Here is an 18264-nt window from a genome sequence, read left to right as displayed (position 1 = left end):
GTTCGAACCCCTGTTCCCGCCGTGAAAGGGCGGTGTCCTGGACCACTAGACGAATGGGACACTAGGGATGGGAACGAGCCTTGCGCTCACACCCTAACACATTGATATAACTGGATTTATTCCCTATCCAGCGATACCGAAGTGCTAGATTATGGACTACTTCGATGGCTCTGGCAAGTGGGTTTCCCAGCCACCACTCCTCCGGCCATCGGGCATCCCGTCTGATGCTCCACTACTGGCTGGAGCGCATCCGACCGGCACGCCAGATCGACATCCTGGAACGCAGCGGCGACATGGCCCCGGCCACCCTCTCGAAGGGGTAGGTATCCGCCGGGTGCCGCATTGGCGCCGGACGCGAGGAAAACGACACCTCGACCCGAGGAATGTCGTAAACCCGACATGAAGATGACACGATATCCGGGCACAACCGCCCCCAACCCTGGCGCAGCGCGGCAAGCCGCCCCTGGCATCGCTCTTGCACGACTCTTGCATGGTAATACCGCATCCCGTCCGATGAGCGAGCCCCATGCCCAGCCAGACCGTGCCCGAACACGATACCGCCCTTGCCCCGCGATCCCTATGGCTGGTGTCCCTGTGATGATCAATCATGGGGTTGCCAGCGCATGCCGGTGACGAATATGACGAGCGACAGCGCCGAAAGACCGAAACCGACATTGCCGCCTATCTTGAGGCCGTGATGGATGACGGCGGCCCGTCCCGACTGACCGTTTCGAGCAGCAGCTTTGCGGCCACCCTCGCCCCGTCGGTGCGAATCTCGCCAGCCATGGCGGCCGCGCGCACGCGGGTTTCGGGGGCCAGGGCCGTCCCGAGTGCGGCCGACAGGGACTCGAAGGTCGGAACCGGACCATCGTGGGCAGCACCGATGCCCAGATCGACCACCCGGCTTGCCCAGTGCGGCTGGTCCGCTGCCTGGGGCACGATCACTTGAGGAGCGCCGGCCCTGGCGGCCGTCGTCGTCGTGCCCGCGCCGCCGTGATGCACGACGGCCGCCACGCGACCGAACAAAGCCTGCTGATTGACCTCGCCGACTGCGAAACAGTCGTCCCGGTCGTCGATCAGGCCCAGGTCGGCCCAACCGCGGGCAACCAGCACACGAGAACCCTGCGCTCGGCTGGCCTCAATGGCGACACGGGCGCTGTCTTTCGGGACGCGCATGCTGCCGAAGCCGACATAGACAGGTGGCGTGCCGGCGTCGAGGAAGGCCGCCAGCTCCACCGGGAGCGGTCGGTCGTCCGGCAGGAGCCACGCGCCGGTCCTCACGACCGTTGAGCCCCCCGGCTCGTGCACCGGGCTCAGAATCGGGTCCGCCGCCAACCACGGCTGGCCGGTCAACAGGAACGCCCTGGCGTCGGTGATCGGCGGCAAACCGATCGACTCCCGATGTGCATTGAGCGGCGCATCGACCAGAGCGTGCCAACCCTGTGCACCCAGCAAACTCGGACAGAAGATCGCGAACCGGTGAGGAATCCCCACCTTGTCGGCCACCGATTGCGCGACGAAGTGCAACATGCCGCTGGCCACGAACACGTCACATCCCTCCGCTGCCGCGGCGAGCGTGTCGTATGTGGCGGCGATATACCCGGCCACGAAATCGTCCACGCTCGGAACGCACTCCTCCGCGGTCGATGAGCTTTCCGCCCACGAACGCCACGACTTGGCAAATGGCACAAGCGGCAGGTTGGCGCGGGCCAACAGCTCTGCGAACTCCTTGTCCGGCGGCGCGCACACGCGCACCTCTGCGCCGAGTGCCCGCAGTTCCACAGCCAGAGCCGCTATCGGTTCGACATCCCCGCGCGATCCGTAGGTCGACAACAAGATACGCATTTCGGATTTCCCCTATTTCTTTGCCTACAGGTTTAGCTAGCAAAGATGCTTCTCGAAAAAACCGATCAGATACTCGTGGTGGAGATTTTCGCCGGCGCTACCGGGTATGTGATCCTCCCCCTCGTAGTAGTGCACTTCGGGTTGATGTCCGTGCATTTTCAGCCGCTGCTCCAAGCGTCGCGTCATTTCCACCGACCACATGCGATCCTTCATGCCATGGGAAAGAAACAGCGGCCCCGGGTAGCGTTCCACCTCGATTGGCGTAGTGGGCAATAGCTCTTTTTGGGAACCTTTCCACGTCCATGCTCGATTGTTGGCATCCCAGGCCTGCCAGCCGGGGTCGCCGGGGTCGCGATGGCTGCGCGAGTCGAAGGCACCACAGACGACATCCGGCGGACTATGCGCTGCAATGGCATCGGGAAGCTCTTCCATCCCCTCCCTGGCCATCAATGAAGCGAGAAGCAACGCATGCTCGGCGCCGCGCGAGACGCCATAGAGCCCAATACGCGGGCCGGCGTAGGGAAAGGCACGCAGCGCAGCCAGCGCTTCGACGCTGCGGTCGAGCGGATAATCGACGATATGCCCAGCATTCCAGGCGTTACCGCCGCTGGAGTAGCCGAGCGGAAAGGCCAGGAAACCGTGAGCGGCCAGTATGGCTGCGTTACGATGGCTCCATCCCGACCAGGCGCCTTCCGAACCATGCAGAATCATCACGGCGGGAAAAGGCCCTTCGCCTGGCGGGCCATAGGTAGTACCCCACTCGGGGATGAGGCGCCTGACGATACGCAGTTCCATAGATGGTTCCTATCGTTTTGCAATCCATCGGCTGGGCAAGATTGCCCAACAGCCCTTCCTCTACCGCTCCATCTCCCCCAGCAGCTCCAATTCGGCGTCGTGCAGGGAAGCGAGCAGGGGTTCGCCGCGCTCGTTGACGCGGAACTGGCCGTAGCGGGCGGGCTCGTAGCGCTCGGCGTGGCCTTCCTGGAAGAAGAAGGCATCGGTGGCGAACCGCACCCGGCCATTGCGCAACCGGTAGTTTATGCGCATCTCATCGGCATCCAGCGCACCCTCGCCGGAGTCCAGCCGCTCGAAGTGCGCGATACGCTGCGCATCCAGGCGCACCACCACATGGCCATCGCCGGCCTGCCGTTCGCCGTTCTCCCTTCGCTGGGCATAGTGAGCCTCTCGAATGAGGTTTCCGACCTCGAAGTTCAGCGCCATGTAATCGCCCTGCATCAGCGAGCGCGGGTCCACCGGCGCCAGCTCCAGATACACCACCTCGCCTTCGGCCAGGTGTCGCTCCTTGGCCCAGATGCTCCAGTTGACCAGTGCCAGGATCAGCACCAGGGCTACCACCACGATGATCCGGTTCCATTTGGCTGTCGGTGTCATTGGCTCTCGTCCTCCCCGGCAGCGACCCGCCTATCGATCTGCCACCTGCGGCGCAACACCCAGCGCAGCGTCAGCAGCAGCACACCGAGCAAGCACAGCGTCACTGACTTGGCCAGCAGCGTGGCGTCGAGCCAGTAGTAATAGTTGGTGATGGCCAGCAGCAGCAACATCACGCCAAGCCCCATGATCAGGCGGTTGCCGATGGCGAAGCCCAGCGCGACCACCAGCGCACCCTGGCTCAGTCCATGGGCCTGGAGCGAGAGCAACATCAGCACTGCCGCAGCGCCATAGGCTGCCACCCGCGCACTCGGCGCAATGGCGTGTCTGCGGCGCTGGAAGACGTAGCGAATCAGCAGCAACAGCGCCAGCGTGGCCAGACCATCCCCCACCCAGGGCTCCAGCCAGGCCAGGCCCGTACCGTAACCGTAGCGTCCGAGGAGCAGCGACTGCCCGCGATATCCCATGACCTGAATGGCGAGCAGGCCCAGCAACAGGCCATACCCCAGTGCCTGCAGCTGGCGCATATATGCCGGCCAGCGAAACTCGTTGAGCCATAGGATGGTCAGTGAGAACAGCACCAGGCCGCCGGCCAGCGAAGGCGCCGAGACGCCTTCGGTCAACGCCAGATAGAACGCCAGGCTCGCCGCGAAGGCGGAAAAGGTGCGATGCGTGAGGCTTGGCATCACCAGCGCCAGCACCGCCTGCAGCCCCACCAACGACCACCAGAAGCCGGCGCTCACGCTCCCCAGTGCGGCGCCCAAGGCCCAGGCCACCAGCAGCTGGCCAGCCAGGCTACCCGCCAGCGCCAGGTGCTCGACGAAGTCTCCGTTCGCCCCCCGCAGCAGCGCAAAAGCGCCGGCAATCATTACCAGCCCCAGGGAGGCGGCAGCGGCGCTGCTGTCGAGCACGAACACCGCGCCCATGCCAATGAAGCCGAGCAGGAACAGGGCGGCCAGCCAGCCCGAGAACGCCTGCAGCGCCCGCACGAACCAGGGCATCTCGAGCACCGGCGGCGCATCACCCTCGTCGACGACGATGCCGGCCTGGCCGAGCCTTTCGGTGAGCGACCGGGTCATGCCGACATCTCCACGTGTATCCGCTTGAGCCAGAACACCGCCATGGCGCCCAACGCCAGCACCGCCATGGACAAGAACAGAAAGCCGCCCGCCCCGCCCTGCCACAGCAGATGCCGGCCGGAGAAGGTGGTGACTACCACGATGACCGACAGGCAGCCGCCCGCCAGCATGAACAGGTCGGGCCGCCAATGGCGATAGACGACATAGAGTATTGCCAGCCACAGCGGGTAGACCAGCACGGCAGCCGAGACATCGGCCCACTCATCCAGGATGAACATGAGCATCAGCAGGGTCAGGGGAATGCCGCTGCCCAGCGCCAACAAGCCAGTACTCCAGCCGGTCGAGAGCCAGCGCCAGCACCGCGCACCCAGCTCCCAGAGGGCGAGTGCCACGGTATTGAGTGCGAATAGCCCCCAGAGGGCGGCGGTATCGCTGGTGAGCAAGGCACCGAACACCCCGCCCCAAGTGCGGAAGTAGAGCAGCAGCGAAAGATTGAGGAGCCCCAGCCACAGGATCCAGAGCGCATCGAAGCGCGCCACCACCACCCAGGGCAGCATCAGCACGGCCCAGAAGAAGAACAGCTGCCACGGGTCAGCGCCGGTCTGGTACACCTGGCCGAACAGCGCCAGCAGCACGCCCAGCAGCAGCGAGGCCATCGTCAGCGCGGCCCGTGCCACGATGTTATCGACTACACCGTTATCCGCTCTTCCCTCATCCACTAGGCCGTCATCCACTTGGACACGTCCTTCGGCCCACCAGTAGACGCCGATGGCCGCCACCAGCCCCGCCTGCACCAGCCCGAAGCGCAGCCAGCGCCCCATGTCCGCCCAGTTGTAGGCGACCAGGAACAGCAGCGCACTGGCCAGCGCCAGCGTACCGAGCCATAGCAGCAATCGATCCAGGAATACGCCCCAGGCCCGCCCCGAGGGGTGGAGCCCGGATAGCGCGACCGCCCTTGGCACCTGCTCGCGAGGTATCGCGCCGCGCTCGATCAATGCCACCAACTCACGGCGAATGGAGGACATGTCGTTTCCCTGCGTGGTACTTGAAATAGGCTATTCCCGACCGAGATAGCGCGGCTTGGCGATACCCTCGAGCTCATCGAGGGGAATGTGGAGCTCCGGCTGGCCATCGGCGTAGGGGGCGATCTCGTAGACGTTGTACCTGACCGCCCAGGCCGACGCCAGCGGCGCCACGTTGCGGCTTTCGTGCAGCGGCCAGTTGGCGGCGAAACCATCGTCCTGCTCCAACTCCCGGAGCCAGCGCTCATGGGCACGGATCAGGGCCTCGTAGAATGCCGCCTCCTGGCCGTCGAGCAGCATGTCGTCGAGTGTGACCACTTGCCCCAGTCGCTCATCGATAACCATGAATTCGGTCAACGGCATGCCGTGGGCCTGCCCCGCATAGTAGACGTAACTGCCGAGCTCGATCACCAGCAGGTCATCATGCCGGGTCAATACCTGTGCCTCGAGCCGGGCCCAGCTAGCGCCATGTGCAGGTGCGTACTGGCGCTCCTCCCTGGCCTGTTCGATGAATATCTCGGCATAGGCCTCCCAGGAGTCGCTCGGCCACTCGGCCTCGCCATCGGTGATCCCTTGCCCCATGACGAGCAGTCGCGTGCGCAGTTGTTCGCTCAGCTCCTGTGAATCAGGAAAGTGCAACGCACTCACCTCCACCTTCGCGCAGTGCTCCTCCGGGCAGTCTGACTCCACGAAGCTCTCCTCGATGGCTTCGTAGGCGATCCCGCTCGTCTGAAGCTGCGTCTCCTCGGCCTGGCACCCGGCCAGAACCACCAGCCCCGCAGCCAGCACGGCAATAGTGCGACACGACATCCTGTACTTCTCCCTGTGACGCGACTTCATGTCGCTCCATGGTTATAGCGCACCAGCAGGCGGCGGGCGTCGGCACCCGTCAGGGTCAAGCGTTGTGGGGCGGTCATCGGCAATCCTTGTCCTGAGGCATACCCCATCTTAGGCGAACAGAGCCCCCTAGCCCCAGTTCCACTCGCTGCGTGCCACGGCGTCGTGGGCGTGCAGTCACTACCTCATCATCACCCTCGACAATTCGGTTCAGCGCGAACTGCCAGCGGCCATGCGCCGGGTATTCGAGAACGAAATCCGGCGCAAGCACCACCGCAACCGAGTGAAAGTCGTTGGTTGCCATCAGCCGCCAGAATCCACGCCCCCCCCTCACCTGACGTTTTCATACTGCTCTTCCTCGTAAAGTCGCGACGCAGCCAGCCAGTGAATCGAGCCATCGGATCAATTGGAAGCGCTCGTGGCAATCAGCGTGCCCCCGGCTCCCAGAAAGAGCCCACCTGTCGTGCGGTGAAACGCACGCAGCCTGCGGGGGCTATCGAACCAATGGCCGACCCCCGCGCCCAGGGTGGTGTAAAGTGTCATCAAGGTGGTATCGATAACCAGCCACGTCAGCGCCAGAATGGCGAACTGCAGCACCTGTGGTTCACCGATGGTAATGAAGTTGGGAAACAGGGCCGCGAAGAACAGCAAATCCTTGGGGTTTCCGATACCCACCAGGAAGCCCTGGCGGAACAGACCAATAACGGATTGGACGCTTGCCGGCTCCGGCTCGGTGGCCTCGGTGACGGGCGAATGGGGCACGGTTAGCCAGGCCTGAAGCCCCAGAAAGATAAGATACGCACCACCCAGCAGCTTCAGCACGAAGAAGGCCGTTTCCGAGGTAGCCAGAACGGCACCGAGCCCCAGCGCGGAAAGCACCATCAGCACCATGGAGGCCAAGCCGCCACCCAGCACGGTAGCGAAAGCACGATGACGGCCGAATCGCAAACCGTGGGTGGTACATAGCAGCGCCACCGGCCCGGGGAAGATGATCAGGGCCGTTATCACGCCCACATAGGTTATCCAGGTCCACCACTCCATCGACCAAGCCTCCTTGGCTTATTCATTGCAGCCCTTCGGAGCTGCCCCTCCAGGTCCAGGCACGCTTGCCAACATCCCAGGCTTGCCAGCCGGGATCGCGAAAGCTACGCGCATCGAAGCCTCCACACACCACATCGGGAGGACTGTGCACCCCAATGGCCACCCAAAGGGCCTCATGCCCACCAACGACTCCCCCTGCCTCCTTGGCCACACCCATTCGCCACAGCGAAGACCTCGGCAAGCTGGTGCGCCAACTACGCACCGAGCAGGCACGGCTAACGTGTTTCCAGCAGCGCATCGACCAGATCGGCCAGGCTCGCCTCACAGCGCGCCTGGGGCGCCCGCGCCTCGTCCCCCGAGCGATACTTGCCTGAGCGAATCAGACAAGCCTGCAGGCCGAGCTCCATGGCGGCGACCACGTCGCACTCCACGTCATCGCCCACCATCAGCGCCTCATTGGGTGCCACGCCGATCTCTTCGAGCACAGCATGAAAGAAGTCGCTGGAGGGTTTTCCCAGCACCTTTGCCTCGATGCCGGCGGCGTACTCCAGGGCGCGCACGAAGGGTCCCGCGTCCAGGTGCAGGGCACCCGCCTGGCGAAAGTAGCGATTGGTGCCTACCGCGAGCAACGGCGCCCCCTCCAGCAGCAGCTGGAAGGCCTCGTCGAGGTGGGCATAGTCCAGCCGCTGCTCGGCATCGCCGAGCACTACCGCATTGGGGTTTTCACGGGGCAGGTCGGCAAACTCGGGCTCGAGCCGCTCATGGATCAGCAGATAGGGGCGAAGCCCGCTGCGCTCGAGATGGCGACGGATGGCCCCCGGCGCGGTGAACACCTGTTCAGGCGCCGGCGCGAAACCCAGCCGCTGCAGCTCATCGCATATCGCGGTCGAGGTCTTGCGCGAGGTGTTGGTCAGAAAGCGCAGCGCCAGGCCGTTGGACTGCAGCCGCGCCACCGCGTCCACGGCGCCGGGCAGGGCCTCGCCGTCCTCGGTCAGCACGCCACTGATATCGAGCAATACCGCCTTCAGCATCATCGTCTCCTCCCTTAGCGTATCGTAAGTCGTCTCGACGAGCATCGAAACCGGAGATTTTGCAGCAGGCGTTGACGCTGGCACGCATCAGGGGGCTAAAGCATGGGAACTCCCACGACACACCTGCGCCGCTGGGTCACCCCTTGATCTTCAAGGAAGTAACCACGCTGTTGCTCTACGCTCGATACGAAAGTCATGCTATTGCCCTCGGCCAGCTTCTACACTTTGTTGCAAGAGCGTCAGGAACAGCGATATCCCTTGTTCGGCGACCGGAAGCGCTTCCTGCTCGCCCACGCAACCGGCTATTTCCAGATCGATCAGTCCGTGGGTCGTCGCATAGATCAAGTTCGTCAGCGCCAGTATTGGTGTGGCAGGTAGAACCCCCGCCTTCTGACCATCTTCCACAAGGCCGGTGATCGCCGCGAACGCGGCAATGCCGGCAGCTTCGAGAGCGCTTCCCGCCGACACGATGTCGGGATCGCTGAACATCAGGCGATAGCGGGCCGGGTAGTGGCGACCGTACTCGACGAAGCAGTCCAACCCGCTGCGCAGGCGTTCGATCGCCGGAGCATCGCCGGCCCGTGCCGCTTCGATTCCGGCGGCCAGCATCCTGAGGTCACGCTCGGCAATCCCTGCAAGCAGGTCATTGCGGTCAATGAAATGACGGTAGGGCGCGTTGTGCGAAACGCCTACCGCCTGGGCAACGGCACGCAGCGTCACGGCCGGCTCACCATTCGCATCCAACAGGTGCGCAGCTTCGGTGATCAGCTTCTCACGTGTACTCAATCAAGCCCCCTGCGCCTTGGATGGCAGGCCGACCAGCGTCTCCGAGTCAGCCCAAAGTTTTCGCGCACGCTCGATGTCATACGACATCGCCGACGACCTCGTTTCGATCAACTGGCCGTTACGTGATTGCATGTACTTGCCCGAGGCGCGAGCGAACGCTGGATCGATGGCGACCCTCGCCAATGCATCCCCGGAGAACGCAAGGCTACCCATCGTGACGCCCAAGGTCTTGACGAGCCGTTTCGCGAATCCGGTGCGTGCAACCCGTTGCATCAACGGCGGCGCCGTGCGGGCGAGGCTGGTTTCGACGATCAGCCCCGGATCGAACGCAATGGACCGGAACGATGACCCGGTGGCTCGCAATCGGCGATCCAGCTCGTAGGCATACATGATCGTGCAGAGTTTGGAGGTCGAGTAGCGTTTGCCGGGCGAGAGAGGCTTGCCTGTCTTGCCTTCATTGGCCAGCTTGACCGCATCCGGCTCCTCGGCCTTTCCCACCATCTTGCCGTCCATTGTGTCGGGGTCATGGGTGCCACTTGCCGTGAACACAATGCGTCCATGGGGCCGGATATCTTCAAGGAGCAGATTGAGCAGCAGGAAGTGGCCGAGACAGTTGGTCGCGAACGTCTTTTCATAGCCGTCGGGGCTGTATTCGACCGGCCCCATGAACTGCGCGCCAGCATTGAGCATCAGAGCCTGCAAGGGAGCCACGGCGCCGTCTTGAACGAGATTTTGCACAAGGCCCGCCGCCGCACGAACGGAGGCCAGTGACGATACGTCCAGGTCCACGGTCCTGACGTTGGCCCCGTACTTTGCGCTGATGTCATGCGCGACCGAACTCACCTCGGAATGGTTCCGCCCACCCAAGACGATATCGAATCCGCCGAGCTGGGCGACCCTCGTTGTTGTTTCCAGGCCGAGGCCTTTGTGGCCTCCGGTGATCAATATAGTAGGCATCTCAATGACCCATGTTGACATTGTCAACGTAGAATATTGGTTAATGTTGACAATGTCAACGTCATCCATGACGTAACTTGGTCCGACGTCCATTTCGGCCCGGAACTGCCCCTAGCCAATTAAAGGCCATGAGCCATGCGCCCTCCCAAGCTCCCAGGCCCCCCGCCACGCACCGTCGTGGCAAGCTGCTGCCCGAGCCGCTGTTCGATCACGGGCCCAGGGCAAACGCATGAAAAATCCTAGACCGCGAGGATGTCTGCCAGGTAGGTCTCATCCAGCGCGGCTTTCTTCTGTTTACGCCGGATACCGCCCTTGAAACGCGTCTCCCCTTTCAGGTAATTCAAGGCGATATGGCGGATCCGGGCGAGGTTTTCCGCCGCCTGACCGCGGTGGATTTTGCAGGCATCCTCACGCAGCGCGACGCATGGGCCACTGCCATCAACGAGACCTTCTGCATGCAACTGGCCGCCGCACTCGGGCTCGAAGTCGCCGAAGCCAGCTACCAGCCCGACACCCGCGCCTGCCTCGTGCGCCGCTACGACCGGGTAGCCGACGAACAGGGCAGGTACACTATCCGGCAATGGCGAGAGCAGGCCCAAGCGCAAGATACGAGCAGAAGCTCTATACATTCTCACAATTACGGGCAAATATTCTGCATCAATATTACAATATAGCCACTTCATCTTAATTATCGGCACATCGCCGATTTTATGCCAAGCGCTGCTAAACTCCTTGCATGACAGGCTCCGCCCCGCGGCGGAGCCTCGTGTATCCATCGGCAGGGAGACCTTCATGGCCCGCAATATCATCGTTCTTGGTGCCGGCATGGTCGGCGTATCGGTGGCCTGGCATCTGGTGCGTCGCGGCCATGACGTCACGCTGGTGGACCGCCGCGAGCCGGGGCTCGAGACCTCCTTCGGCAATGCCGGCATCATCCAGCGCGAGGCGGTGCGCCCCTACGCCTTCCCCCGCGATATCGGCACCCTGCTGCGGGTGCTACCCAACCGCAAGGTGGATATCCGCTATCGCCCCACCGGCATGATGAACGCCGCGGGCCCGCTGCTGAGCTACTGGCTGAATTCGAGTGGTAAGCGCTACGAGCGCATTGTCAGCGAGTGGGCGGCATTGATCATGCGCTGCCAGGATGCCCACGCGCCGATGATCGAGGCCGCCGGTGCCGAGGCGCTGGTGCGCCAGGGCGGCTGGCTGGAGCTTTATCGCACCCGCAAGGCGTTCGAGGAGCGCCAGGAAGAGGCCAAAGAGAACCACGAGCGCTTCGGGGTCGAGTACGAGGTGCTGGACGCCGAGGCGCTCCACGCCAAGGAGCCGTATCTGGACAAGGGGCTGATCGGGGCGATCCACTGGATGCAGTCCTGGATGGTCTCGGACCCGGGCGGCCTGGTGCAGGCCTACGCCCGCAGCTTTGCAGAACAGGGCGGCCAGGTGATGCAGGCCAGTGTCGAGGAGGTGCTCCAGGTAGATGGCGGCTGGCGAGTCAAGACCAGCGAGGGGGCCCTGGAAGCAGAGCAGGTAGTGGTGGCCTTGGGGCCCTGGGCCGGAGAACTGCTGGCGAGGCTGGGCATGAAAGTGCCGCTTTTCGTGAAGCGCGGCTACCATATGCACTACTCCGCGGAAGAGGGCGCCAAGCTCAACCACTGGGTAATGGACGCCGAAAAGGGCTTCCTGCTCGAGCCGATGCGCGCCGGGATTCGCCTGACCACCGGCGCCGAGCTTGCCGACCTGGACTCGCCGCCCCAGTACAAGCAGTTGGCCGCCGCCGAGAAGGTGGCACGCAAGCTGTTCCCGCTGGGCAAGCGTCGTGACGGCCAGCCCTGGAAGGGGGCGCGGCCCTGCATGCCCGACATGAAGCCAGTGATCGGCCCCGCCCCCGACAAGGCGGGGCTGTGGCTCGCCTTCGGCCACGGCCACCAGGGCTTTACCCTGGGCCCGGCCACCGGCGAACTGCTCGCCCAGATGATGGATGGCGAAGAACCCGCGGTGGATATGGCGCCGTTCCGGGTTGATCGTTTTTGAAGGTGAGGCTACTACTCCACCACGAAAACGGGCGCCCTAGAGGCGCCCGTTTTATATGCAAAATACCAATTCCCCCCCCTGGCGCCTCCCCCTTCGTCACCGTGAATAGCTCAGCAAATTGGTGCGGTGACAAACGCAGTTATCAGAGTAGCGTCTGAGGGGATAGGGTCTACGCTAAGTTGTTTTTAGACCTTCGCCTTTAATAAAGGCTCAGTCTTGAACCCTGACAAATTGCCGTTCTCAAGCACCTCCTCTGAAAACTGACCTTCACGTCTTCTCCGATTTGCTACTGCAGTGATTATGTGCTCCTTGAAGGAATCCACCTGCCTTTCTTGAAGAATCGCGATTTTTTGTAATTTTTGATAGCCACGATCTTCATTAAAATCAACACCCCAATAAAGGAAACTTTACGCCAAACTTTAGGAAAACGAAAACACCCCATATTTCTTAGCCCCTTTTAACTTTATTAGAGCTATTTTACTAAAAAATACACAGGCTTATAATACCAGCTTCTTGTCCACCACGGAGCAAAATTATACTCTTCCTCTGGCTTTCTATGTAGCTCAGCCATTCTTTCCACGGCAACGTCCCATCGCATTTTATAAGCGCAATTCTCAATAATTCTTATTACTTCCTTTTCTGCTATCGGCTTAATACCTTCTGCCGTATCACTTAGTGACTCCCAAGTCTTATCAAAAATATTAAACACCACATCCGTACCTGGCAGATTTGGATCTACATAAAACCATTTAGCTGTACATTTTCTTAAGTCAAAAATGCTATGAGCTTCAAGAAAACCGCAGAAAACTGGGATTTCTAGCTTCTGAGCGTGACTTGAAAATTCAAACAATTTCGAGTTGATTTTTCCTTGAGTAAGCCTAGTATTTCCTGGGGTCACCTTGGGCCTGCGAGCAAAGAAAGCAATAACATATACTTCTTCGTCAAGATGGATACTTTGGGATGTTTTGTTTCCCTCTCTCGTTTTCCAAAAATACACTGGCGCCACGTCACCCAATTTATCTAAAATCTCAAGAAACCGAGGCACAAGAGTGTATTCTGCTGTCCTTTCAGTATAAAAGCTGTACATCTATACCTGTACTCCTGTAGCTCTAACGCCTTACTCAAAGGAACATTCTGCGGAGAACGTTTTCGGCGACCTTAGCCTGAGTAAAGCAAAACCCCGGAATGAATTGCAAAGGAAAAAGACCTACTCTTTGGTAGACTTTTGATCTTGGTAATCTTAGCCGTATCAGGTGTTCAGCCTAGGTGTACCTCACTCCCACTCGGTCGTTTCGGGCGGCTTGCTGATGACCTCATGGGTCAGGCGTGAAACACAGCGGATCTCATAGGGGGATAGAGCCTTACGACTCCTCGTCCTTCTATCGCAAAATCAACCTCCAGCCATAGCTTATAGCTATTGTAGTGCCAATTTAAGGAATAGCTTTCTGGAAACATAGAAAATTACGCTTCTTTCGAACTTGGGTGACCAGTATGATAGGCAAGCGTTGCGTTAACCAGCCTTGGAAAGGCTGTCGGTCTTACCTGCCCGGCCTGAATCAGGTGATCGGTCCGGCTCCGACAAGGCGGGGCTGTGGCTCGCCCAGGTGATGGATAGCAAAGGACCGTGCTGGATATGGCCCGTTCCGTCGACCGTTTCTGAAGCTGAGACCGCTACTCCACTACGAAAGCGTGCGCACTTGAGGCGCCCGGTTTATGCAAATTCACTACACCCCAGCCTTTACCCACTTTGTCACAGTGGGGAACTCGGCTGGTCAGCCAGTTGCATGCCGAACATGCCTTCTGTAGCGCCCTAGCCAGCCATCGTCGGCCTAGAGCGACCAAGCCGACACTGCACATTTCAAATTTTGTGCATATGGATACAGCACGGCATAGACGGTTAGGGTATACTATTGGGCAGAACTCTAAAAATTAAACGCGGCTGGAGTAATCTCGAGAAGCTGAAAATAAATTTCAGGAAAAAGAGCTTAACCCAAATTATTTTTTGAAGTTATAGAACTTTACCATGACAGAACTTGAAATCAAAATATTAATTGTCAAGCAAATTATGCTAGATCATACCGACTTTGTTATTGCTGCTGAATTCCCTTTTCAGTTCGGCGAAAGAAGGGCTGACATTGCCCTTCTTGAGTCTGAAAAACTAATTGCCTTTGAAATCAAAGGGGCTCAAGACAATACAGATAGACTGTCATATCAAATTAAAAGCTACAAAAAATACTTTGACTTTTGTTATGTTATTTGCGAGCCAGAAAATCTCAAAGACGTTAGAAAAAACACTCCTCATGAAATTGGGATTTGTGTTGCAAAAGAAAAATGCATAGTCAAAGTAAGAAAATCAAAATTATTCAAAAAGCTTGACAAGTTCTTGCTCACAAGCACGCTAAGCACCTCCACGCTAAGGAAGTTATCAAGTAAAAAGCTCCGGTCGAATGTAGAAATGTGCGAGCATGTATCGAAAACATTAAAATTAGATGAAATTAAAAAAATATCACGCAGAGAGTTCGAAAGCAAATATCAATTAGCCACCAATTTATTTAAAATGGAAGCTTCAAAAAGTATCAATCCCGATGACTTAGTCACGATCACAAAAGCAGCCCCTAAAAAGTTAAGAAAAAGAGTCTCTACGCAATAGTAGCCTAGTTTCAATGTAATAGTTCATTCTAACGGAAATCCAAAAAGCAGGACTAATTCCATTGGGTATATCTTTTGCCGCCAAGGCGATTTCTTCGTCAGCCCAAACATCAAGAGGCGTATAATTAGCTGTGTCTTCTATTGTTCTTTTAGCGCAAAGCGCATACCCTCCCGCTTGGCGCCTATATCTCTTATAGCTGAAAGATCGACCATCTAAAGACGCAATATCTATACGAGGCACAAATGTACCTCCTTTTATCTCTATTTGCTCGGTATTAATTGAAGCATAATCCCCATATTTTACATCAAATTCTTCTCTAACTCCCTCATAAATATCTTCTTCTGTGATTAAAAATTTACCGCTAGAGTCATGCCCACCCTCTACTGCAGGACTTGAAGGAAAGCTAGTAGTGAGAATAACTACATCCTCAATGAATTCTCGATATTTAACCGTACCTGAGCATGAGTCAATGAAATAATCCACCAAACTGCTCACTTCTTTGTCACGCACAAACCCCGCATCAAGTATGACATACAATTTACATGAAGAATCTAGATTCTTCACGATTGGCTCTAAGTAATTTTCAATACTTTCTTTATCCAAATCAAACGGCATCCGAGCTGCCAAGTGATCAACTTTGCAAGAGGCCGATTTTACAAATTCCTCTACGTCAGGTAGAACGCCATCATCGTCTTCAAAAATATGCACCATAGGGATGATATTTAAATTCACATGAAGATCGAAAATAAAATATTGCCAATCTCGAAAACCATGCGCCCCCGACAAAAGTTGCTCTATCTGCGGGTTAATGTACCTTTCATCAGTGCAGAGATCTAGGATAAAAGGCCTGCCTGCCTGTATTTCTTCTATCTGCTTCATCCGACGATATATATCTCCGTCCGGTGCTTTTTTTGTTATGCGTGACTTAGTCAGCTCGTAAATTGGAAGTATTTTATCAAAAGATCTAGAATTTAAATTTCTGAAACAGCGCAATTCTGCATCTCGAGTTTTCACAATCGGGAAATAATCATAATCACTCATGCATTATGCCCTTCGTAGCCAAGGCTTTTCGCTCTAATTCTGACAGCCATTGATGAAACTTTAAAATGAAGCGCAAGGTCTTCAACCTTAGCAGATTTTTCTTCGACAAATTTGGTGAACGCTTCTTCCGGCATTATCAAAGCAGCAGCAAATTGGTTAGCTTCAGCCTCCATCCAATTGCTCTCGTTATTTCGGAAAAAAGTTTTATCTTCGAAATGATCACTATTGGCCGCATGACGAATGCGGTGTGCTATTTCATGGGCGATGGTAAATCGCTGGCGGTGTGGATGATGCAGAGAATTTACTGTCATGATCCAATCACCACTCTTTTTATCTTTTTTGAGCTGACCTGAATCTTCATCAGACATTGGTTCGTAACGAACAACTATGCCTAACTCACTAGCAAGCTGAGATATGTTAATTGGATTAGTTTCCACACCTCTTTTTCTTGCTAAATCTAACAGGTCTTTTGGTGTGGCAAGCTCTTCAAACTCAGGGTCCAATCTATGCTTGCGCTCAGATTTTTTTATAAAAGCCATCAACTTTCCTCCCTCATTAACACTTGCTCACTGCCGGATGATTCGTCTCTATCTAATGTTGCCACCCTCTGTGAAATAACTCTTATTTGTTGTCGTAACGTTAAATTCTCTTTTGCCAAACGCTCTAAGGTGGCTAAAGCGTCTTCTAACTTTATAGCTGAAGACTCAAAGTCTTTTTGAGCCTGACGGAAAGTATCATTACTCTCTTCTTTCAGTCGACTAGCCAAAAGGTTGCTAAAATACTCCCCTTCTAGATATTTTTTGGTTGTTTCTTCAGCCTTTTCTTCAGAATTACTTTTTATATACAATATTGCAACCGCAGCAATCAAGCCATTTATAGCCATAAGGAAAGTAATAATCGTTTGATAATAACTAGACTGAAACGACCAAATGTCTTTTAATCCAACAATTGACCCATTACTCACTAAGCCACTTATGACCGCTCGAGACTTGGCGTCAACATCCAGCGATGTCTACAATAGCCAGCGAATCCGCGTAACCAAAAAGCTTAAGGACTGAAGGATTCATGAATGCAACGAAAAAAACCAAAATAAAAATGACGAAAACAAGCATGCTTAAAAAACCAAGCAAGCAATAGATTTTTTTTAACCTTTTTACACTGTCGGCCATTGAAGTATCGCCATGTATTATAAGTGATTCTCACTAATATGTTCAAAAACCTGAGACGTCAGTAAACTAAAAAACGTTACAAATTGCAAAGCAAAAGGGCCTACCAAATGGTAAGCCCTTGATCTCGTTCAGCTTAGTCGTGTCAGGCGTTCTGCCTAGACGCGCCTCACTCCCACTCGATCGTCGCGGGCGGCTTGCTGCTCACGTTGTACGTCACGCGGGAGACGCTGCGGATCTCGTTGATGATGCGGTTGGAGACTTTCTCCAGCAACTCATACGGTAGGTGGGCCCAGCGTGCGGTCATGAAGTCGATGGTTTCCAGGGCGCGCAGGGCGATGACCCTTCGTAACGGCGGCCGTCGCCGACCACGCCGACGGACTTTACCGGCAGGAACACGGCGAAGGCCTGGCTGGTCTTGTGGTACCAGTCGGCGTTGTGCAGTTCTTCGATGAAGATGGCGTCGGCTTCGCGCAGGATGTCGGCGTACTCCTTCTTCACTTCGCGAGAATGAGCACGCCCAGGCCCGATCCCCGGCAAGGATGGGCTGTGGCTCGCCTTCGGCCATGGCCACCATGGCTTACCCTCGGCCCAGCTACCGGCGAACTGCTTGCGCATATGATGGATGGTGAAGATTCTGCGGTGGATATGGCAACGTTCCGCCACTTCGCAATAGTGTTGAGTTCAGCATACTGGTACGTTGACAAACGCAATGTCGAGTTACGAAACCCCGGGCTTACCATCCTGCAGGTCACCTATCGGCTAAAAGCAGTTTTTCGCCAGAGAAGTTACGAACTGAGATGAAAATTAAGAACGTTAAGGCTTATACAGCTGCGTAGCGTACCAGGTTCCCCATCAAAGGCTTTACCAATTGATTGGCGTAGCTTCCGCCCCGTGCCTGCCAATGAACTGCGAGGGAGCACCCTTCTTAACAGCTCCCTGCCCGTTGATACGAAAGATCGATGTCATCAACACACAAGCCTTAACTGCTCGGGTTACCCCCACGTAATGTAGATTCAAGCATTGGATTTCGTCCTCGAAGAAAACTCCGTACTGCCCTGATGGATAAGTACGTTTCGGGATCACATGATCGTAGAGGTCGACATGGAATATAAGGTCAAACTCCAATCCTTTCGCCTTGTGCAGGGTCATGATCTGAACGGCATCGGGACTAGGGCTATGGAACCAGCGAAGCTTGTCGGGATCTCCGCAAACGACCCCAAGATCCATCGCACCTTCAGCCGAAGGCGGCTGACCCAGCAATCGTGTGGCGGCATCCAACACAGTTGCAACCAGGTCGCAATCCAAGCAAGATCGGCAGCTTAATAAGTGGCTTTTCAAAATTAATCGCGTACTCAGATCCGTAGCCACCGAGTAGGCGATCGA

19 protein-coding genes and 2 pseudogenes are annotated in these 18264 nt (G+C 57.0%); 5 read left to right on the top strand and 16 right to left on the bottom strand.

The window, feature by feature from the left end; genetic code table 11:
* The first annotated feature begins 164 nt into the window (after nt 1–164).
* Complete coding sequence (locus C1H69_RS23685) at nt 165–323, top strand: hypothetical protein (RefSeq protein WP_165789556.1); 159 nt, start codon at nt 165–167, stop codon at nt 321–323.
* A gap of 358 nt (nt 324–681) precedes the next feature.
* On the opposite strand, the gene C1H69_RS21460 is transcribed toward C1H69_RS23685, so the two are convergent.
* The 10 genes from C1H69_RS21460 to C1H69_RS21405 all read right to left on the bottom strand — a co-directional run bounded on the left by C1H69_RS21460 (nt 682) and on the right by C1H69_RS21405 (nt 10056).
* Nucleotides 682–1845, bottom strand: coding sequence for a glycosyltransferase (locus C1H69_RS21460; protein ID WP_102655428.1), 1164 nt, complete (start codon nt 1843–1845; stop codon nt 682–684).
* A gap of 36 nt (nt 1846–1881) precedes the next feature.
* The gene (locus tag C1H69_RS21455; RefSeq protein WP_102655427.1) at nt 1882–2640 is read right to left on the bottom strand and encodes an alpha/beta hydrolase family protein; all 759 of its coding nucleotides are present in this window, start codon (nt 2638–2640) and stop codon (nt 1882–1884) included.
* Nucleotides 2641–2700: 60 nt separating this feature from the next.
* A complete protein-coding gene (locus C1H69_RS21450; protein WP_102655426.1) occupies nt 2701–3237 on the bottom strand; it encodes a GDYXXLXY domain-containing protein in 537 nt (178 codons plus the stop codon).
* A complete protein-coding gene (locus C1H69_RS21445; protein ID WP_102655425.1) occupies nt 3234–4313 on the bottom strand; it encodes a DUF4401 domain-containing protein in 1080 nt (359 codons plus the stop codon). Before C1H69_RS21445 ends, C1H69_RS21450 begins: the two co-directional genes overlap by 4 nt.
* Nucleotides 4310–5338, bottom strand: coding sequence for a DUF2157 domain-containing protein (locus C1H69_RS21440; RefSeq protein ID WP_102655424.1), 1029 nt, complete (start codon nt 5336–5338; stop codon nt 4310–4312). Before C1H69_RS21440 ends, C1H69_RS21445 begins: the two co-directional genes overlap by 4 nt.
* Nucleotides 5339–5368: 30 nt before the next feature.
* Nucleotides 5369–6145, bottom strand: a complete 777-nt coding sequence (locus C1H69_RS21435) for an RsiV family protein (RefSeq protein ID WP_102655423.1) — start codon at nt 6143–6145, stop codon at nt 5369–5371.
* Between the two features lie 429 nt (nt 6146–6574).
* Nucleotides 6575–7213, bottom strand: coding sequence for a LysE family translocator (locus C1H69_RS21425; RefSeq protein WP_102655422.1), 639 nt, complete (start codon nt 7211–7213; stop codon nt 6575–6577).
* A gap of 275 nt (nt 7214–7488) precedes the next feature.
* Nucleotides 7489–8247: a TIGR01458 family HAD-type hydrolase gene (locus C1H69_RS21415; RefSeq protein ID WP_102655421.1), complete on the bottom strand. Its 759-nt coding sequence runs from the start codon at nt 8245–8247 to the stop codon at nt 7489–7491.
* A 195-nt stretch (nt 8248–8442) separates the two neighbouring features.
* Nucleotides 8443–9030, bottom strand: a complete 588-nt coding sequence (locus C1H69_RS21410) for a TetR/AcrR family transcriptional regulator (protein ID WP_102655420.1) — start codon at nt 9028–9030, stop codon at nt 8443–8445.
* Nucleotides 9031–10056 (bottom strand): SDR family NAD(P)-dependent oxidoreductase, encoded by a 1026-nt coding sequence (locus C1H69_RS21405; protein WP_165789555.1) that lies wholly within the window; start codon nt 10054–10056, stop codon nt 9031–9033.
* Nucleotides 10057–10337: 281 nt separating this feature from the next.
* On the opposite strand from C1H69_RS21405, the gene C1H69_RS24295 reads away from it, so the two are divergent.
* Complete coding sequence (locus C1H69_RS24295) at nt 10338–10661, top strand: HipA domain-containing protein (RefSeq protein ID WP_338066190.1); 324 nt, start codon at nt 10338–10340, stop codon at nt 10659–10661.
* A 118-nt stretch (nt 10662–10779) separates the two neighbouring features.
* Complete coding sequence (locus C1H69_RS21395; RefSeq protein WP_102655418.1) at nt 10780–12021, top strand: NAD(P)/FAD-dependent oxidoreductase; 1242 nt, start codon at nt 10780–10782, stop codon at nt 12019–12021.
* A 472-nt stretch (nt 12022–12493) separates the two neighbouring features.
* Here C1H69_RS21395 and C1H69_RS23340 read toward each other — a convergent pair whose 3' ends face one another.
* Nucleotides 12494–13108 carry a hypothetical protein gene (locus C1H69_RS23340; RefSeq protein WP_133155003.1) on the bottom strand — a complete coding sequence of 205 codons (615 nt, stop codon included), beginning with the start codon at nt 13106–13108 and terminating at the stop codon, nt 12494–12496.
* A gap of 936 nt (nt 13109–14044) precedes the next feature.
* Here C1H69_RS23340 and C1H69_RS21390 point away from each other — a divergent pair.
* Nucleotides 14045–14671, top strand: a complete 627-nt coding sequence (locus tag C1H69_RS21390; RefSeq protein ID WP_102655417.1) for a sce7726 family protein — start codon at nt 14045–14047, stop codon at nt 14669–14671.
* Here the strand turns inward: C1H69_RS21390 and C1H69_RS21385 are convergent.
* The 4 genes and pseudogenes from C1H69_RS21385 to C1H69_RS21375 form a co-directional block, all read right to left on the bottom strand.
* Nucleotides 14645–15712 carry a beta family protein gene (locus C1H69_RS21385; RefSeq protein WP_102655416.1) on the bottom strand — a complete coding sequence of 356 codons (1068 nt, stop codon included), beginning with the start codon at nt 15710–15712 and terminating at the stop codon, nt 14645–14647. The two genes, C1H69_RS21390 and C1H69_RS21385, sit on opposite strands and share 27 nt — an antisense overlap.
* Nucleotides 15709–16251, bottom strand: a complete 543-nt coding sequence (locus C1H69_RS21380; RefSeq protein WP_102655415.1) for an ImmA/IrrE family metallo-endopeptidase — start codon at nt 16249–16251, stop codon at nt 15709–15711. Before C1H69_RS21380 ends, C1H69_RS21385 begins: the two co-directional genes overlap by 4 nt.
* On the bottom strand, nt 16251–16676 hold the full coding sequence (locus C1H69_RS23335) for a hypothetical protein (RefSeq protein ID WP_133155002.1): 426 nt from the start codon (nt 16674–16676) through the stop codon (nt 16251–16253). The genes C1H69_RS21380 and C1H69_RS23335 overlap by 1 nt, the downstream gene beginning before the upstream one ends.
* Nucleotides 16677–17047: 371 nt before the next feature.
* Nucleotides 17048–17423, bottom strand: a pseudogene (locus tag C1H69_RS21375) (GMP synthase (glutamine-hydrolyzing)); the annotation flags it as partial.
* Here C1H69_RS21375 and C1H69_RS24675 point away from each other — a divergent pair.
* Nucleotides 17402–17541, top strand: a pseudogene (locus C1H69_RS24675) (FAD-dependent oxidoreductase); the annotation flags it as partial. The pseudogenes C1H69_RS21375 and C1H69_RS24675 sit on opposite strands and share 22 nt — an antisense overlap.
* A gap of 201 nt (nt 17542–17742) precedes the next feature.
* On the opposite strand, the gene C1H69_RS21365 reads toward C1H69_RS24675, so the two are convergent.
* On the bottom strand, nt 17743–18264 hold a 522-nt coding region (locus C1H69_RS21365; RefSeq protein WP_276308787.1), incomplete at its 5' end, for a 3'-5' exonuclease.

It is taken from the genome of Billgrantia endophytica (assembly GCF_002879615.1).
Classification (GTDB): Bacteria; Pseudomonadota; Gammaproteobacteria; order Pseudomonadales; family Halomonadaceae; genus Halomonas; species Halomonas endophytica.
This window is presented reverse-complemented; position numbering and strand designations above follow the sequence as displayed.

Coding starts and splice junctions, on each gene's coding strand:
- C1H69_RS23685 (WP_165789556.1), top strand. CDS start 165: ATGGCTCTGGCAAGTGGGTTTCCCAGCCACCACTCCTCCGGCCATCGG.
- C1H69_RS21460 (WP_102655428.1), bottom strand. CDS start 1,845: ATGCGTATCTTGTTGTCGACCTACGGATCGCGCGGGGATGTCGAACCG.
- C1H69_RS21455 (WP_102655427.1), bottom strand. CDS start 2,640: ATGGAACTGCGTATCGTCAGGCGCCTCATCCCCGAGTGGGGTACTACC.
- C1H69_RS21450 (WP_102655426.1), bottom strand. CDS start 3,237: ATGACACCGACAGCCAAATGGAACCGGATCATCGTGGTGGTAGCCCTG.
- C1H69_RS21445 (WP_102655425.1), bottom strand. CDS start 4,313: ATGACCCGGTCGCTCACCGAAAGGCTCGGCCAGGCCGGCATCGTCGTC.
- C1H69_RS21440 (WP_102655424.1), bottom strand. CDS start 5,338: ATGTCCTCCATTCGCCGTGAGTTGGTGGCATTGATCGAGCGCGGCGCG.
- C1H69_RS21435 (WP_102655423.1), bottom strand. CDS start 6,145: ATGTCGTGTCGCACTATTGCCGTGCTGGCTGCGGGGCTGGTGGTTCTG.
- C1H69_RS21425 (WP_102655422.1), bottom strand. CDS start 7,213: ATGGAGTGGTGGACCTGGATAACCTATGTGGGCGTGATAACGGCCCTG.
- C1H69_RS21415 (WP_102655421.1), bottom strand. CDS start 8,247: ATGATGCTGAAGGCGGTATTGCTCGATATCAGTGGCGTGCTGACCGAG.
- C1H69_RS21405 (WP_165789555.1), bottom strand. CDS start 10,056: ATGGATGACGTTGACATTGTCAACATTAACCAATATTCTACGTTGACA.
- C1H69_RS24295 (WP_338066190.1), top strand. CDS start 10,338: ATGGCGGATCCGGGCGAGGTTTTCCGCCGCCTGACCGCGGTGGATTTT.
- C1H69_RS21395 (WP_102655418.1), top strand. CDS start 10,780: ATGGCCCGCAATATCATCGTTCTTGGTGCCGGCATGGTCGGCGTATCG.
- C1H69_RS23340 (WP_133155003.1), bottom strand. CDS start 13,108: ATGTACAGCTTTTATACTGAAAGGACAGCAGAATACACTCTTGTGCCT.
- C1H69_RS21390 (WP_102655417.1), top strand. CDS start 14,045: ATGACAGAACTTGAAATCAAAATATTAATTGTCAAGCAAATTATGCTA.
- C1H69_RS21385 (WP_102655416.1), bottom strand. CDS start 15,712: ATGAGTGATTATGATTATTTCCCGATTGTGAAAACTCGAGATGCAGAA.
- C1H69_RS21380 (WP_102655415.1), bottom strand. CDS start 16,251: ATGGCTTTTATAAAAAAATCTGAGCGCAAGCATAGATTGGACCCTGAG.